The 15,344-nt window shown below is 43.3% G+C and carries 17 protein-coding genes; 8 read left to right on the forward strand and 9 right to left on the reverse strand.

Annotated features, from left to right (window positions below):
* Window positions 1–216 precede the first annotated feature (216 nt).
* A complete protein-coding gene (gene speA / locus V7K61_RS22515; protein WP_335056658.1) occupies window positions 217–2,232 on the forward strand; it encodes a biosynthetic arginine decarboxylase in 2,016 nt (671 codons plus the stop codon).
* A 119-nt stretch (window positions 2,233–2,351) separates the two neighbouring features.
* Here the strand turns inward: speA and V7K61_RS22520 are convergent, their stop codons facing one another.
* The gene (locus V7K61_RS22520) at window positions 2,352–3,521 is read right to left on the reverse strand and encodes an NDP-sugar synthase (protein WP_335056659.1); all 1,170 of its coding nucleotides are present in this window, start codon (window positions 3,519–3,521) and stop codon (window positions 2,352–2,354) included.
* Between the two features lie 300 nt (window positions 3,522–3,821).
* Here V7K61_RS22520 and V7K61_RS22525 point away from each other — a divergent pair, with 300 nt between their 5' ends.
* On the forward strand, window positions 3,822–3,965 hold the full coding sequence (locus V7K61_RS22525; RefSeq protein WP_335056661.1) for a hypothetical protein: 144 nt from the start codon (window positions 3,822–3,824) through the stop codon (window positions 3,963–3,965).
* A 121-nt stretch (window positions 3,966–4,086) separates the two neighbouring features.
* Here V7K61_RS22525 and V7K61_RS22530 read toward each other — a convergent pair whose 3' ends face one another.
* Together V7K61_RS22530 and V7K61_RS22535 are read right to left on the reverse strand one after the other, a co-directional pair.
* Entirely contained in the window at window positions 4,087–4,917 is an 831-nt protein-coding gene (locus V7K61_RS22530; protein WP_335056662.1) for a ScpA family protein, read from the reverse strand.
* Between the two features lie 303 nt (window positions 4,918–5,220).
* The gene (locus tag V7K61_RS22535; protein WP_335056664.1) at window positions 5,221–6,306 is read right to left on the reverse strand and encodes an AI-2E family transporter; all 1,086 of its coding nucleotides are present in this window, start codon (window positions 6,304–6,306) and stop codon (window positions 5,221–5,223) included.
* 127 nt (window positions 6,307–6,433) lie between these two features.
* Here V7K61_RS22535 and pdxH point away from each other — a divergent pair, with 127 nt between their 5' ends.
* Window positions 6,434–7,078: a pyridoxamine 5'-phosphate oxidase gene (pdxH, locus tag V7K61_RS22540; protein ID WP_335056666.1), complete on the forward strand. Its 645-nt coding sequence runs from the start codon at window positions 6,434–6,436 to the stop codon at window positions 7,076–7,078.
* 84 nt (window positions 7,079–7,162) lie between these two features.
* Here the strand turns inward: pdxH and V7K61_RS22545 are convergent, their stop codons facing one another.
* The 4 genes from V7K61_RS22545 to V7K61_RS22560 form a co-directional block, all read right to left on the reverse strand.
* Complete coding sequence (locus V7K61_RS22545; protein ID WP_335056668.1) at window positions 7,163–7,786, reverse strand: FMN-dependent NADH-azoreductase; 624 nt, start codon at window positions 7,784–7,786, stop codon at window positions 7,163–7,165.
* Window positions 7,787–8,270: 484 nt separating this feature from the next.
* Window positions 8,271–8,804: an orotate phosphoribosyltransferase gene (gene pyrE, locus V7K61_RS22550; protein WP_335056670.1), complete on the reverse strand. Its 534-nt coding sequence runs from the start codon at window positions 8,802–8,804 to the stop codon at window positions 8,271–8,273.
* An 82-nt stretch (window positions 8,805–8,886) separates the two neighbouring features.
* On the reverse strand, window positions 8,887–9,789 hold the full coding sequence (locus tag V7K61_RS22555) for a DUF3153 domain-containing protein (protein ID WP_335056672.1): 903 nt from the start codon (window positions 9,787–9,789) through the stop codon (window positions 8,887–8,889).
* A 187-nt stretch (window positions 9,790–9,976) separates the two neighbouring features.
* Window positions 9,977–10,519 carry a tetratricopeptide repeat protein gene (locus tag V7K61_RS22560; protein WP_335056674.1) on the reverse strand — a complete coding sequence of 181 codons (543 nt, stop codon included), beginning with the start codon at window positions 10,517–10,519 and terminating at the stop codon, window positions 9,977–9,979.
* A gap of 170 nt (window positions 10,520–10,689) precedes the next feature.
* On the opposite strand from V7K61_RS22560, the gene V7K61_RS22565 reads away from it, so the two are divergent.
* Window positions 10,690–11,088, forward strand: coding sequence for a hypothetical protein (locus V7K61_RS22565; RefSeq protein WP_335056676.1), 399 nt, complete (start codon window positions 10,690–10,692; stop codon window positions 11,086–11,088).
* A gap of 151 nt (window positions 11,089–11,239) precedes the next feature.
* Here the strand turns inward: V7K61_RS22565 and argB are convergent, their stop codons facing one another.
* Window positions 11,240–12,136 carry an acetylglutamate kinase gene (gene argB / locus V7K61_RS22570; RefSeq protein ID WP_335056678.1) on the reverse strand — a complete coding sequence of 299 codons (897 nt, stop codon included), beginning with the start codon at window positions 12,134–12,136 and terminating at the stop codon, window positions 11,240–11,242.
* Between the two features lie 278 nt (window positions 12,137–12,414).
* On the opposite strand from argB, the gene V7K61_RS22575 reads away from it, so the two are divergent.
* The 4 genes from V7K61_RS22575 (at window position 12,415) to V7K61_RS22590 (ending at window position 14,138) form a co-directional block, all read left to right on the forward strand.
* Window positions 12,415–12,642 carry a hypothetical protein gene (locus V7K61_RS22575; protein ID WP_335056680.1) on the forward strand — a complete coding sequence of 76 codons (228 nt, stop codon included), beginning with the start codon at window positions 12,415–12,417 and terminating at the stop codon, window positions 12,640–12,642.
* Entirely contained in the window at window positions 12,632–12,883 is a 252-nt protein-coding gene (locus tag V7K61_RS22580) for a PIN domain-containing protein (RefSeq protein ID WP_335056682.1), read from the forward strand. The genes V7K61_RS22575 and V7K61_RS22580 overlap by 11 nt, the downstream gene beginning before the upstream one ends.
* A 68-nt stretch (window positions 12,884–12,951) precedes the next feature.
* Window positions 12,952–13,446 carry a hypothetical protein gene (locus V7K61_RS22585; protein ID WP_335056684.1) on the forward strand — a complete coding sequence of 165 codons (495 nt, stop codon included), beginning with the start codon at window positions 12,952–12,954 and terminating at the stop codon, window positions 13,444–13,446.
* A gap of 68 nt (window positions 13,447–13,514) precedes the next feature.
* Window positions 13,515–14,138: a Uma2 family endonuclease gene (locus tag V7K61_RS22590; RefSeq protein ID WP_335056686.1), complete on the forward strand. Its 624-nt coding sequence runs from the start codon at window positions 13,515–13,517 to the stop codon at window positions 14,136–14,138.
* A 229-nt stretch (window positions 14,139–14,367) separates the two neighbouring features.
* Here V7K61_RS22590 and V7K61_RS22595 read toward each other — a convergent pair whose 3' ends face one another.
* On the reverse strand, window positions 14,368–14,913 hold the full coding sequence (locus V7K61_RS22595) for a shikimate kinase (RefSeq protein ID WP_335056783.1): 546 nt from the start codon (window positions 14,911–14,913) through the stop codon (window positions 14,368–14,370).
* Window positions 14,914–15,344 lie beyond the last annotated feature (431 nt).

Here is a 15,344-nt window from a genome sequence, read left to right on the forward strand (position 1 = left end):
CTTAATAAAGTTTTTATCTAGTCAATTGTCCTTTGTCCTTTGTCCTTTGTCCAAAGGTTTTGCACTAATGACCAATGACCAATGACCAATGACTAATGACCAATGACTCTTGACCAATCAGAGTTTATCTCAGAAATTATCTTTGGGTGCATATACGTTCCCAGATGAATGCGCTAAATTGTTAACTCGTGGGTGAAAAACAGAGGTTAGGAAGAAATGGGTGTTGAGTCAACTGCTACATCTGACGAGGTGGTACAAGTACCGTCCAATGGACAAAAAGAAGTGAAAAGTCATAAACAAAAAAAACTGTTACCACCGAGTCCTACCACAGGAGATTTACCTCGCTCCTGGAAAATTGAGGATAGCGAAGCCTTGTACCGGATTGAAGGATGGGGACAACCTTATTTTTCCATTAGCGCTGCTGGTCACGTTACCGTGTCACCCAAGGGCGATCGCGGGGGTTCTCTTGACTTGTTTGAATTGGTCAACTCCATGAAACAGCGCAACTTGGGACTTCCCATGTTGATTCGCTTTTCTGATATTTTGGAAGACCGGATTGAGCGGTTGAACGCTTGTTTTAATAAAGCGATCGCTCGCTACAATTACCCTGGTGTCTACCGTGGCGTGTTTCCCGTCAAATGCAATCAAGAACGGCATTTGATTGAGGATTTAGTCAAATTTGGCAAACCCCATCAATTTGGTTTAGAAGCTGGTTCCAAGCCAGAATTAATGATTGCTCTGGCTGTGTTGGATACACCAGGAGCATTGTTAGTTTGCAACGGTTACAAAGACCGGGAATACATCGAAACGGCAATGTTAGCCCAAAGACTAGGGCAAACACCAATCATCGTCTTAGAACAGATTGAAGAGGTTGATTTGGTAATTGATGCCAATCGCCAGTTAGGTATTAAGCCAATATTAGGTGTTCGTGCTAAACTCAGTACCCAAGGCATGGGACGTTGGGGAGCCTCCAGTGGCGATCGCGCTAAATTTGGTTTGACAATGCCTGAAGTAATCGAGGCTGTTGACAAGTTACGCGAAGCTGACCTGCTCGATTCTTTGCAGTTGATGCACTTCCACATCGGCTCACAAATCTCTGCCATTAATGTGATTAAAGATGCCATCCAAGAAGCCAGCCGCATTTATGTAGAATTGTCGATGCTGGGGGCGGATATGAAATACCTTGATGTTGGTGGCGGCTTGGGCGTAGATTATGATGGCTCCCAAACCAACTTCTATGCATCGAAAAATTACAACATGCAGAACTATGCCAACGACATCGTGGCAGAGTTAAAAGATACCTGTGCGGAACGCCAAATTACCGTACCAACACTGATTAGTGAAAGTGGACGAGCGATCGCTTCCCATCAGTCAGTACTGATTTTTGATGTTCTTAGTACCAGCGATGTCCCCCTCGATTCACCAGAACCTCCACAAGAGGGAGAATCCCCAATTATTAATTATCTTTGGGAAAGCTATCAATCCATCAACCAAGAGAATTACCAAGAGTTGTACCACGACGCCGCACAATTCAAAGAAGAAGCCATTAGCCGCTTCAACTTAGGAATTTTACGCCTTAGAGAACGAGCCAAAGCCGAACGCCTCTACTGGGCTTGTTGTCAAAAAATTCTTACTATCACTAGACAGCAAGAATACGTACCCGATGAGTTGGAAGACCTAGAGAAAATTATGGCTTCCATCTACTACGTGAATATGTCAGTGTTCCAATCAGCACCAGATTGCTGGGCGATCGACCAGCTATTCCCAATCATGCCAATCCACCGCTTAGATGAAGAACCAACGCGGCGGGGAATTTTGGCAGACCTCACCTGCGACAGTGATGGTAAGATCGACCGCTTTATAGACCTGCGCGATGTCAAATCGGTTTTAGAGTTGCACACCTACAAACCTGGAGAACCCTATTATTTGGGAATGTTCTTGAATGGAGCTTACCAGGAAATCATGGGCAATTTGCACAACCTCTTTGGGGATACCAACGCCGTTCACATTCAATTGACGCCCAAAGGCTACCAGATTGAACACATCGTCAAAGGTGACACCATGAGTGAAGTGGTAAGCTACGTCCAGTATGACTCCGAAGATATGGTGGAAAACATTCGCCAACGTTGCGAGAAAGCATTAGAAGAAAAGCGCATTACCCTAGCGGAATCTCAGCGACTACTGCAAACCTACGAGCAGAGTCTTAGAAGATATACGTACTTAAATAGTTAGGAGTTAGGAGTGAAGAGTTAGGAATAAAGTTAAGAGTTAGAAGTGAAGAGTGAAACACAAAATAATAACTCCTAACTCCTAACTCCTAACTTCTAACTCCTAACTCCTAACTCCTAACTTTAATTTACGTTCGTCCCCAACAATTCCTCTATCGCTTGTCGCTCAACAGGGGTATGTGATGGTGGTGTTTGACGAGCATCGGTAATCAGCCAGTCTAAAGCAGCAGCTTGAACATCGATCGCAGCGCCAGTTTTATCTACGCAATAACGTCCAAATACCAGTTTATCGACTAACCGGACTCCAGGGCCCAAGCGCGACCATTCAAAAATCACGCTATTTTCCACTGTTGCGCCACTACAAATCCAACAATTGGGGCCAATCATTGCTGGCCCGACAATTTTAGCTCCGTCTTCGATTCTCGTCATCCCGCCAATGTAAACGGGGCCTGTAATATCTACTTTGTCCCAATTGACAGCGACATTTAAGCCCGTGTAGATGCCGGGGGCGACTTCATGACCAGGAATTTGCACATTTTTGATTTCACCCAGCAGTACACCGCGAATCGCCCGCCAATAGTCTGGTACTTTACCAATATCTACCCATTCAAAGTCCATCGGAATGGCGTAAAAGGGGGCTTTGATTTCTACCAATTTGGGAAATAATTGGCTACCAATGTCATATTCAACATCAGAGGGAATATAGTTAAAAACCTCTGGCTCAAAGATATAAATACCTGTGTTGATGTTGGTGCTGAGGGCTTCTTCAGTTGAAGGTTTTTCTTGGAAAGCTTTGACACGACCATCTTCGTCAGTCACAACCACACCATAGCTAGAAACTTCTTCCTTGGGGACAGATTTAGTGATAATGGTAGCGATCGCTCCTTTGGATTTATGCCATTTAACCGCCGCAGTTAAATCCAAGTCAATCAAAGCATCACCGCACAAAACCACAAAGGTATCATCAAAAAAGGGTGAGAAGTCTTGGATGCGGCGCATCCCTCCAGCTGAACCAATTGCTTCTCCCTCCAGTTTACCCTCGTCATTAATTTTCCCTTCAAATGAATAGGCAATCTGCACCCCAAACCGCTGACCATCACGGAAATAGTTTTCTATTTCCTCAGCCAAATGACTAACATTGACCATAATTTGGTCAAATCCATGTTGGCGTAACAGTTCCAGCAAGAACTCCATCACTGGCTTTTGCAGGATGGGAATCATTGGTTTGGGAATTGTATAGGTAATCGGACGCACGCGAGTACCCTTGCCAGCCGCGAGAATCATCGCTTTCATAAAAATTTATCCCTCAACCACAAGCCAGTTTACTTTCATCGAGTGATACTTAATCATCAGTTTTTATTTCTTCTCTAAGTCATCCCCCAGAATAGGGATAACAAGAATTCAGTGGTTATTACAACCATCGATATACTTAGATGACAAGCGATCGCTTATCTTTTCAATTTACTCGGATTTTGGGGCTGAATCAAAAATCTATGACAATGTAGGCAGCAGCTATGCTGGAGCCAGGAGGAAAATCCCATAAATAAATTCCTATTTTTCTCATAAGGAAGCCTGAACCTGGATTTCTCACAAGTGAGAAATCCAAAGGGTGTGGGAGGTGTGGGAGGTGTGGGAGGTGTGGGAGGATGGGGAAGAAGTCTTACCCCCCACACTCCCCACACTCCCCACACTCCTCTTCCCCTGAAGCCTACACTATGCGTGAGAAATCCGGGCTGAAATCTTGTTAATGCCAAGGATTCACTTTGCTTCCTGCTTCACTTCGACTCCTTTCAACTCAGCACGGGACAAACGCCCGGCTGCCGCTAACAGCACTCGGAACTCAGCACTCTTCATAGACTTAGTTCATCGGATTCTCAAAAGGTTTGCCGATATGAGCTGAATCTCTAATTAAGCGAATTTTAATTTCATGATAAAAATCCTCTTGAAATAGCTCTACTTTCGATTGAGCCGAGAGTAATAGTAGTGCCCAGAAAACGCTAACTAGGTTACTGTGTTCAGACTCATGTCCAGACCCATTTTGCTTGAAAAGCTTTGTCTTAGTCCACAATTCTACAAGTTGTTCTAAATTCACCCAATTGTGTTCTAAACTTAGGTCTATTGTCGACAATTTCAACACCTGCTCCAGTTCTCCAGCGACTTCTGTCAGATTTTCCTGGTGAGCTAACTCCAGCGCCTCCCGCATACTTTGGACGCTAGGTTGACGCCTGGGACGGATAGGTTTGCTGACTTTTTCTACCAGTTTCAGTTGGTTCGCCATAATCTGCAATTGCTTGATTAACTCTTGCAGAGTTACTCGGCGCTTTGGTGGCGGCATTGCCGCTGGACGACGACGCAATTGCCGTTCTAATGGTAGACGATGACCCTGATGTAATACACCGTCTTCACCTTCTAAGAGGGCATCATCTTCTATACCATCTTGTGCATCTCCGACTGTTGACAATTGCATCAAGGTATTGGCTTTGAATAATACCAACATTGATGCTGATAAAAATGCCTGTCCAGATTGAGACAAGTCGGCTTCATAGCCTCTTGTTATTGCCCCTGGTGCCATCAGTTCTAAATAGCGGTCAATCACCTCAATCACTTGGACATCCCAAGGATCAATTTCACCCTGCTCGGCTTGGTAAATCAAAAATGTGATTGTTTCTAACAGCTCGGAAGCTTCCATCAACAGGTTCTAAGTTAATTAATGAGAATCAAAATACTGTAAATTCAACACTAAACTAATTGACTATTGGCAAAGCGTGTACTGTATACATTCGCTTTTGCTTCTTTTATTCAGAAATTGCCTGCTGGCAGTATCCTCTACAATTTGTAATCGATCACCATTGTGAATTGTGATATTGGATTGTGCAACTTTTGAGTTGGGCAATGGGCGGGGAGGGGGCAGAGGGGAAAACATTTACTGCAACTTCTCCCCTGCTCCCCTGCCCCTCCGCTCCCCTGCCCCTGCTCCTGTCCTTCTGCTACCTTAATCAGGGGGCGGATCGCGACCAATAGTGACAGTTGAGACAAAATCACTCGGCTTACCGCTCTTAATAGCATCGAAAGTGCCTTTAATCGTACCAGCAATGGGAACAGCAACAAGCGTCCCTAACAACCCAGCAATCTCAAATCCCATCAAAATAGCCACAAAAATCCAGATGGGATTCAGTCCGATAAAATTGCCGAGTAACCTGGGAGCTAACAAGTTATCTTTAAGCTGCTGCATGAGAATTGCCGCGATCGCAACTTGAACTGCCAACCACCAATTTTGCAGTAGTACTAAAATTGTCACCAGACCAATACCCAGAGATGCCCCAATAAAGGGAATGAGTTCTGAGATACCGATTAATATGGCAAACAACAGGGCAAAGGGCACTTTCATCACTAAGAAAATTGGTGTCAGGGTTAGCACCATGAACAATCCGAGTAACAATTGGCTGAGGAAAAAGTTCTGGAAGTTTAGGCGCAAGGATGTGGTGAGGGGATCTCCAATGTTAGAAGGCAAAAGATTGATCAGACCATACCAGACGCGATCGCCATATAAAAGCATATAAAATGCAAGCACGATAACTAACACTACGTCAAGTAATCCTGACAGCAGTGTGCCAGCAAATCCCACTGCCCCAGAAGCTAGCTGTTGCACCACATTCTGAATGTTGGCATTGATTTGACTGCTCACAACCCTCAGATCGACTGGCAAACGTCGTTGCTTTGCCAACATCTCAAACTGCTCTAGGTTTGCTTGACTGGCGGTTAACCAATCAGGGATCTTATTTAACAGTTGGATTGTTTGGTCAATGATCAACGGTACTAGGGTGACACCCAAAATCCCAAGCAGGGTTAATGTTGCCAGTAAAACTACGATCACCGCCTGAGTGCGGGTGATCTGAGCACGTTCAAAGAACTTAACCGGGTAATTTAGGAGAAAAGCCAGAATCGCTGCAATGAGCAATACAGTAATAGGATGCTGGAAATAGCGAAAAAGCACAGACAGCAACCAGACATTGAGAGCGATAATCGGACCGCTCAGACCATAAATTAACAAGCGTTGAAGGGAGGCTGAACGGCGCATCTGACGCAACCTATTTTAGATATTTATTCAGAGAATTTGTAAAATTCTTGATGGCACTGATTATCATCATAGATATTTTTGACAAAGATATATATAAGCGTATCTGATAGCAAGGAAACAAATCACAATGGACAAAACGGTAGCTGACCTTCGCAAAGACTACACCTTGGAAGGTTTAAGCGAACTCGAAGTAGAACTCAATCCTTTTATCCAATTTAAAAAATGGTTCGATCAAGCTTTAGCAGCACAACTCCCCGAACCCAATGCCATGACTATTGCCACAGCCACACCAGACGGTAATCCCTCAGCTAGAATGGTGCTGCTCAAGGATTTTGATGAACGGGGCTTTGCCTTCTTCACCAACTACAACAGCCACAAAGCACAACAACTAGCAGAAAATCCCCAGGCGGCTTTAGTCTTTTGGTGGGCAGAACTAGAACGTCAAGTCAGAATTTCGGGGTATGTGGAGAAAGTTTCCGAAACTGAGTCTGACCAGTATTTTGAAAGTCGCCCTGCCAAAAGTCGCTTGGGTGCGTGGGTATCTAATCAAAGCGAGGTGATAGAAAGCCGAGAAGTTCTTGAGCGACGCGTGCAGGAATTCCAGAGCAAATATGAAAATCAGGAGATTCCTCGACCGCCTCATTGGGGAGGCTTACGAGTGATCCCTACAGAAATTGAATTTTGGCAAGGACGCCCTAGCCGTTTGCACGATCGCTTACTCTATAGCCGTTTAGATAATAGCACTTGGAAAATTGAGCGATTGTCACCCTGAAGAAGAGGCAGGGGGCAGGGGAGCAGGGGGGCAGGGGAGAAAGATAATTGCAGTCAGTTTTTCTCCTCTGCCCCAGCATTCCTCTTACCACTGGGCGATCGCGTCTTGAATTGCTGCCCTTGCTTCTGATAGAGATTGGGTACGGGCAGCATCACCTTCATTCAAGCTATTAGCGTTAATAAATTGAATATCTGTAAGCCCAATAAAGCCGAAAATCGTCCGCAGGTAGGGTTCTTGGAAGTCATAGGGAGCGGCAGGAGATTTCGCCGTAAAGTCACCGCCGCGAGATGTGATGACAACTGCCTTTTTACCCTCAACTAACCCTCTATAACCGCCTTGAGCATCTATAGCAAAAGTCCGGTTAGGGCGAACGATTTGGTCGATGTAAGCCTTGAAAGTGGAAGGTATATTAAAGTTGTACATTGGCACTCCAAAGACGTAGCGATCGGCTGCCAAAAACTCATCAATCAGTTCGTCAGAAATCCTCAGTGCCTCAATTAATTCTGGGGTATGGGTTTCTGGTGGTGAAAATGATGCTGCAACCCAAGCTTCATTAACGTGAGGAACTGGGTAATGCCCTAAATCTCGATAAGCGATCGCATCTTCAGGATGCGCTGCTTTCCAAGCACTGACGAATTCTTTGGATAGTTCTCTAGAGTGCGATCGTTCACCACGGGGGCTGGAATCAATATGTAGAATGTTTACCACCAAATATCTCCTGATTAACTAGGATTTACTGCTTTTACTTTTCTTTGAGTCTTTATTTCAAAGCATTACATCAGATACTAAAAGTAACTAGTTACTAAAGTAAAGTAGTTACCATAAAGTAACTATTGGTTGAAGAAGAATTCAGAAGTCAGAATTCAGGAGTCAGAATCAAGACGCTTGCTGACTCGCTAACGCTTCGCTATCAGTCGGTGATTCAGACTTGCGACTAATTGAAGACCACCAAATTTTCAATTTAGTGGGGGTACAAAAACGTCGATTATTCAGACGCTCGAAGACTCGCTAACGCTACGCTATCCGCCAGTCGTACAGAAAACATTGCTGAATTCTGACTCCTGACTCCTGAATTCTGTTGGATAATTTTGGCTAACTTATCGATAGTAATGTTTAACCATAAATTACACAAGTTTTATCTCAAACCTAAGTATTTTTAGGGTTATTGTCCAAGATATTTTGATTGTGGGCTTCAAGACAGTTCCATCCATACCGAAAGATCCTCCATACCAAATAGAGGAAGTTTTTGAATACCAGCTTTTTCGAGGCTGTTGTCTTGTGTACTTCCGCGCCAGATTACGCAGAGTACGAAGTCCACGATCGCTCCCTCATTACGCAACGCATCGGTACTTTTTACAACCTGACCACCTGTTGTAATCACGTCTTCAATGATACACAATTTTTTCCCTTGAATATCAATTCCTTCTGCTAGCTTCTCAGTACCATATTCTTTTTTTGTCTTCCGAACAAAGACAACTGGTAATTCAACTTCTAATGAAATTGCTGTTGCTAAAGGAACTCCCCCTAATTCCAGTCCGGCTAAAATTTCCGTGTCTGGTGGAATTTTTTTTACCATTTCTTTAGCTAACCGCTTTAGTAACAAAGGATTAGATTCAAACTGATATTTGTCAAAGTAATGGTCAGATATCTGACCAGAACGTAACCGAAACTCGCCTTTCAAATAGGAAACACGAACAATTTCTTTGGCTAATTCGCTATGACTCATTTTTACAAAAAACTGGATAAAGTGTAAAAAAGCCGATGGAGAACGCATCGGCTTAACTGATAATCTTCAACAGATAAATAGTCTACTGTTCCTGAATTGCTGCTGTTTTGGGAGGAAACTGAATTCTTGGATCTGGCATGAAATTATATCTCAAGTACCATCCTGCCGAAACAAACAGGATAATTAATAACCCACCAATACCAAGGGGACTAGGAAGCCAAAAAACAGCTTCTATGTGATTTAGCTCACCAGGTTGGAGTTTCCACACTAATTGATTGCCATTTTTTTCTGGCTCAATTGCAGTTTCAGTTAGTTGAATATTTTTGGCTCCCCAAGGAGTCTTCAAGCTAAATTCTAAGTCGAGAATTGAACCAGCATTAGCTAGAACGTTACCTTTACTGGCAATTAGAGAGAGCGATCGCAAATCCAAATCATAAATTAACCGATTTCGGACTAAAAGTAAAAAATTATTCTGCTCCAAGAGGACGTTTGATTCAATTTTTGGCAGTTCTGAGTTAGATTCGCTCTGCACAGACTCAGAGGGTTGATTCGCATGGGAGTTAAAGAATTCGTTGAACTTCTCTTGCAATTCCGTACCATTGCTAAAAGGAATTGTGACGATAATTTCTTCTTGGGAAACTCGCTGTGCTTTACCATCAAGTTGACGGGCGCGGCGTTCTATGCTCTTTAACCATTCGTACACAGAATCGCCACTAAAACTGGTTAGCCGTTCTCCCAACTTAATATGCTGTACTAGTTCGCCACTATTTGAGTTATCAAAATTAAGCCCGACATCGTACTTCACACAGCCAGTCAGTAGCAAAGATGTTAATAGCACGAGCCACAGAATAGGATTTCGCATCGGAAAAACGCGGTTCATTCGATTTCGACCATTCAGTGGTGAGAGAAATTTCATCTTTGCCAACACAAAACTAAACGGTCTGACTAACCAGAAGAAAATCTTTCCGAAAATTGAAGAATTCATAACTATAAATCTCCCCAAAAGTCAACAGATTTTGGATTTTAAATTTTGGATTTTGGATTAACCCCACCCATAAACGGATAAAGTTCAAAGATTTTAAATTTTGGATTTTGGTTCATCCCTCAACCCTTCTGGGTGAAGGATAAACCAAAAGAATCTAAAATCCAAAATCCAAAATCCAAAATTGTTATCAGCCAGGAGTTCCTGAAAAATTCAACCAAACCAAGTACGAGATGGTTAAACCAATGGCAATTAGCGCCACCCAGATAAAGCGATTATCTCTGGTATTGACCTGACTGAGGTCAACGAATTCTGGCTCGGCAGGTTTTGGCTTTTGCTGGACAGAAGATTTTGGAGACTTAGCAGGTACAGAAATTTTGAGTTCATTATCGGCTAATGCACCCAAATCGGGGATTTCGGTCATCCATTCGCTTGGTCTTTTCAGCTTTGGTGCTTTTAAGATATAAAGCATCTGCCGCGCTTGTTTGCTGATTTCAAAATGGGCATGGCGTTTGAGTCTTTCGCAAAGAGCGATCGCATCATCCGTGCGTCCAGCCGCTTCATAAGCTGTCACTAGATGAATTTCTACTTCGCCCCCAAGGCGAGAATTACGAGCTAACAGAGCGCTGGCCTTTTCTAAATTTTCTACGGCTTCACGGTATTGCCCATTCTCAAAGGCAAGTTTCCCAGCCTGGTAGCGGGTTTTAGCAATTTCTAAACTTTCTGTACTCACGTCTTATACAAAAATTAGCACTATTTTCATTTTGCCAATGCCAGCAATCTTTTTGGAATCTTTTCAAAAGCTGGCAATCTGAAAGTGGATAAACTTCTAAAATTTTAAGTAAGTAGCTGCGACTATTTTCTGATTAAAAATTCCGGTATCAAATGCAGGTGAGCAAAATTATGTTGAAAATCAAGCATTCGCAACTGAATTGGCTCTTAGCAGGTATGACTTTAGCAGTGATGGGTGTAAGTGTTGCTCCAGCTTCGGCCCAACGTGCGTTCAGGATTGATGGTGGTTATGGAGTCAGGCGATCGTCGCCTTCTGTGGGTTCCTTTATTTATGGTAGTCCGATTCCCACGCCTATGCCTGTAGACCCAACAACGGGACTAATGATACAACGCAATCATTACCGCGATTATTCCTATCCCCAGTTCAGGCAGAACGTGAGAAATTCCACCCCGATCAATCCAACAATTCGAGACTCAACCCTAGTTAATCCAGTAATTATCAATAATTCATGGCGTCGTACACCATTTAGCGGCGGGCGATCGCGGGTTATTATTACCTATCCCCGCTAGGAAGCAGGGGGGCAGCACTTCGGCTACGCTCAGTGACCGAGGAGTAGAGGGGCAGGGGAGGTGAATATCAAATACTCGTCCACAAGTAAAAAACGAGTTTTAATTTACCCAAAATTACAGTTACAAATCATTTTCCCAGCCTCCCCGGCCTCTACGACGTAAACTGCGAACCGAGAATCATTGTCCCAATCCCAACATCAGTAAAGATTTCTAGTAACAGGGCGTGGGGAATGCGACCATCGATGATGTGTGCGGCACGGACTCCTTGAGCAAGCGATCGCACACAACAACTCACTTTGGGAATCATCCCACCGCTGACTATACCATTAGCAATTAACTCGCGGGCTTCGCGGATATCTACTTTCGGAATCAAAGTAGATTGGTCTTTGTAATCTTTTAAAATTCCACTGGTGTCGGTCAGTAAAATTAACTTTTCTGCTCCTAATGCAGCAGCGATTTCCCCGGCTACAGTATCAGCGTTAATGTTATACGCTTGCCCCGTCTCATCTGCGGCGACGCTAGAGACTACCGGAATATAGCCATTGCTAGCAAGGGTTTCCAAAATCTTGATATTTACATTGCTGACTTCCCCCACAAAGCCGATGCCTTCTTGACCTTGGGGACGGGCTGTAAATAGATTACCGTCTTTACCGCAAAGTCCGACAGCCAATCCACCGGCTTGGTTAATTAGCGCGACAATTTCTTTGTTAACTCGACCAACTAAAACCATTTCCACCACATCCATTGTGGCGGCATCAGTGACTCGCAAACCATTCTTAAATTGTGGTTCGATGCCCAGCTTATCTAACCAACTGTTAATTTCTGGGCCACCACCGTGTACTACTATTGGACGCAAGCCAACGCAGGATAAGAATACAATGTCGCGGATAACTTTGTCTTTGAGTGTGCTATCTTTCATCGCTGCACCGCCATATTTGACAACAACAGTGCGACCGGCGAATTGTTGAATATAAGGTAGTGCTTCACTGAGTACACGCACACGAGTAGCTTCAGTTTGTCTGATGTATTCAGAATCGTTGTCCGTCATGAGGAGCCTAACAGAGAGAGTTAAAACCTATTTCAGTCAGTGTAGAAGACTTTGTAACTCGTCACAATCTCTGATGCCAAAGTTGAGTATGTCTGTACTGATCAGCCATAAGCTGTCGCGCATTTAAATTTGATAATTTAGCGCCAGAAAACGTTTCCTGTATTAGATTGTCTTGTAAAACTAGATGCCGAACAACTTAGCTGTTTAGTTTGTCTCAGAAAGGTGAAAATCTATAAAAGAAGGACTAGCAACGAAAATCGAAAATTATCAGGAGAAATATGGACACACCGATTCTCCATCGGCTAATTGAAGAATTAAAAGTTATGCCTGAAGACTTGCAGTATCGAGTGCTGGAGTTTGCCCGAACTTTAGTAGGTTCGCAAATTCATGGTGTTCCAGGTAGACAATTATTAAATTTTGCAGGTACAATACCGCCAAACGATATTCAGTTGATGCGCGAAGCAATTGAACAAGATTGCGAACAGGTAGATATAGATGAGTGGTAGATACCTGCTTGACACTAATATTATTATTGCTTTATTTGCAATTGATATAGCAGTAAATAATCAGCTAGTAAATACAGAAGAAATTTTTATTCCTAGTGTTGCTATTGGTGAATTATTCTACGGTGCTAGAAAATCAGGGCGATCGCCTGTCAAAATGACCCAGATGTATCTAAGCAGAAAAACAAACAAGTTATGTGGCCAACCTGTATCAAAAACCTTTCACCTATTAAATATGCTTTAGAAACAGGAGAGCTACCTCAATGGATAAGGCAGGCTTTTAATAGGGAAGGGATCTTTAATGAAGATGAAATGGTCATCCCTATTCGTCCAGTTTCATTTTTAGGTAACTGTAGCACGGCTGCATACATTGATTGTCCTAATACCCCTGAACACCACATAGAAAATGCTCGATACAGTAGCGGCTATCTTCGTCAGGTCGGAAAGTATTACTGGTTTGACTTTGATATTTTTGGATCGGATGCTAAGTTAATATCATTGCGTATGGTAGTCAACGAGGGTGATGCTGACTGCAATGATGGCCGTTGGGGAGCAGTTTGGGAACGTAATACAAAAGAGCTTGTTGCGAATATCTTGAGTACTGGTGATATGGAAACGACTATAAAGGCTGTTTCAGAGAAATACATTCAAATGTATAAGCCTCATAATACTTGGATTCCTCACCTTTGGAACATGGCGCAGTATGCTAAAGGACTCGAACTAGAAAAGCTCATACACTTAGCAATGCAAATTTGTTTCTATCCCCAGGCTGAAATTACTGAGACAGGAGTTAGCACAAGTCCATGATAACTAGGTAAGTGGAATTAAATATAAAACAAGCTAGAAAAGTATAGCTTTGAAGCTAGGGAATGAAAATGACCACGCTGCTAATTCAAACTGAAAGCACACCCCTAACGGTAAATTTTCCCTCGCTTGTGCAGATGACAAATGAGCAGTTCTACGAATTTTGCCAAGCCAATGGAGATTTGCGAATCGAGCGTACTGCCAATGGGGAAGTCATCATTATGCCACCAGCTTTTTCAGATACGGGCAACCGTAACTTTAACATTGCTGCACAGCTTGGGTATTGGACTGAACAAGATGGCACTGGCATAGGCTTTGACTCCAGTACAGGTTTTACGCTACCCAATGGAGCAATGCGTTCCCCTGATGCTTCTTGGATTGAACTGGAGCGCTGGAACACCTTAACAGATGCACAAAAAGCCTCATTTGCACCAATTTGTCCCAGCTTTGTGATTGAGTTACGCTCATCCAGCGTAGGCGTAGCCCGTCGTAGACATCGCCTGATAAAATTACAAGAGAAAATGCAGGAGTACATCGATAACGGTGCATCACTAGGCTGGTTAATCGATCGGCAAAATCGAAAAGTCTACATTTACCGTCCGAATCGAGAACTTGAAATTTTGGAAAATCCCGAAGCAGTTAGTGGCAATCCAGAATTACCAGGGTTTGTCCTACGGATGGGCAAAATTTGGTAACTTGAGTCTTCTTAATGAGAAACTTGTATTTTGAGAACGTTAGGAATTGCTTCAAGTATTCGCTGAGAGTAAAGCGATGTTCGTTGTTCAAGGAGCGATCGCATTACGCTTTTGCTAGTTTATCCACTCTACAATCACCTCATCTACTGGATTGTAAACAATTAAGTAAACAATTAAACTGATTCATGAAAAATATCTTTTGCAGACACAGTTACATTAATATTCCCCATTAATGAGAAACAGCTTTTTTCAGGATGCTAGGAATTACCTCAAGTACTCGCTTGGCAACATCTTCAGGTGTATCTCCCTCTCGCTCGATGATGTGCAAATCGGCTTGAGAGTAAAGTGGTGTTCGTTGTTCGAGGAGCGATCGCAACTTAGCTTTAGGATCAACATCTTGCAGCAGTGGCCTTGTGGTATCCTCAGCTAAACGGCTGTAAATTATCTCCACTGGCGTATCTAGCCACACTATCAAACCGTGGTGCAAGTAACCCCAATTTTCTCGCCGCAATACAATGCCCCCACCGGTAGCGATAGTCAACTTTGTAAAAGCACAAACTTGTGAAAGTACGTCGCTTTCTAACTGGCGAAACCCGGCTTCACCCTCTTGGGCAAATAACTGATTGATAGATTTACCTGTTACTTGGGCAATGACATCATCGGTATCTACAAACCCATAACCCAGTTCTTTTGCTAGTAAACGCCCTACTGTCGTCTTACCAACGCCCATAATACCAATTAAGTACAGGTTGACTCCTTGTAATAAGCTGCTCACCAGTTGCTTCGCTCCAATTATAGGTTTTGAGTGCTGAGTCACAGTTTTAAATTATAAACTCAACAATTCAATCTAGGACTTAAAAATACGGAGTTTTATATATATCGCGCAAACTCTAAGAGGATGTCTGACAAGTATCAACTATTTCTTGATCCCCCCTAACCCCCCTTAAAAAAGGGGGGAATAAGAGTCTTAAAGTCCCCCTTTTTAAGGGGAGCCACTGCGGTCTTCTCCCAAGGGGAGACGCCAAGGGCGATAGCGCAGCGTTAGCGAGTCCGCGAGCGTCTGGGGGTCTCCCCCATGAGCAAGTGGCGTGGATTTAGGGGGATCTCCAAGGCTTAGATGTATACAAAAAAACTTTTCAGACATCCTCTAACAGTTTACTACTACGACTTGATGCCGATATTAGTAATTTCCGCAGGCATAGAAAA

The organism is Nostoc sp. (genome assembly GCF_036918015.1).
In the GTDB taxonomy this organism is placed as follows: Bacteria; Cyanobacteriota; Cyanobacteriia; order Cyanobacteriales; family Nostocaceae; genus Nostoc.

Coding starts and splice junctions, on each gene's coding strand:
- speA (WP_335056658.1), top strand. CDS start 217: ATGGGTGTTGAGTCAACTGCTACATCTGACGAGGTGGTACAAGTACCG.
- V7K61_RS22520 (WP_335056659.1), bottom strand. CDS start 3,521: ATGAAAGCGATGATTCTCGCGGCTGGCAAGGGTACTCGCGTGCGTCCG.
- V7K61_RS22530 (WP_335056662.1), bottom strand. CDS start 4,917: ATGGAAGCTTCCGAGCTGTTAGAAACAATCACATTTTTGATTTACCAA.
- V7K61_RS22535 (WP_335056664.1), bottom strand. CDS start 6,306: ATGCGCCGTTCAGCCTCCCTTCAACGCTTGTTAATTTATGGTCTGAGC.
- pdxH (WP_335056666.1), top strand. CDS start 6,434: ATGGACAAAACGGTAGCTGACCTTCGCAAAGACTACACCTTGGAAGGT.
- pyrE (WP_335056670.1), bottom strand. CDS start 8,804: ATGAGTCATAGCGAATTAGCCAAAGAAATTGTTCGTGTTTCCTATTTG.
- V7K61_RS22555 (WP_335056672.1), bottom strand. CDS start 9,789: ATGAATTCTTCAATTTTCGGAAAGATTTTCTTCTGGTTAGTCAGACCG.
- V7K61_RS22565 (WP_335056676.1), top strand. CDS start 10,690: ATGTTGAAAATCAAGCATTCGCAACTGAATTGGCTCTTAGCAGGTATG.
- argB (WP_335056678.1), bottom strand. CDS start 12,136: ATGACGGACAACGATTCTGAATACATCAGACAAACTGAAGCTACTCGT.
- V7K61_RS22575 (WP_335056680.1), top strand. CDS start 12,415: ATGGACACACCGATTCTCCATCGGCTAATTGAAGAATTAAAAGTTATG.
- V7K61_RS22580 (WP_335056682.1), top strand. CDS start 12,632: ATGAGTGGTAGATACCTGCTTGACACTAATATTATTATTGCTTTATTT.
- V7K61_RS22585 (WP_335056684.1), top strand. CDS start 12,952: ATGGTCATCCCTATTCGTCCAGTTTCATTTTTAGGTAACTGTAGCACG.
- V7K61_RS22590 (WP_335056686.1), top strand. CDS start 13,515: ATGACCACGCTGCTAATTCAAACTGAAAGCACACCCCTAACGGTAAAT.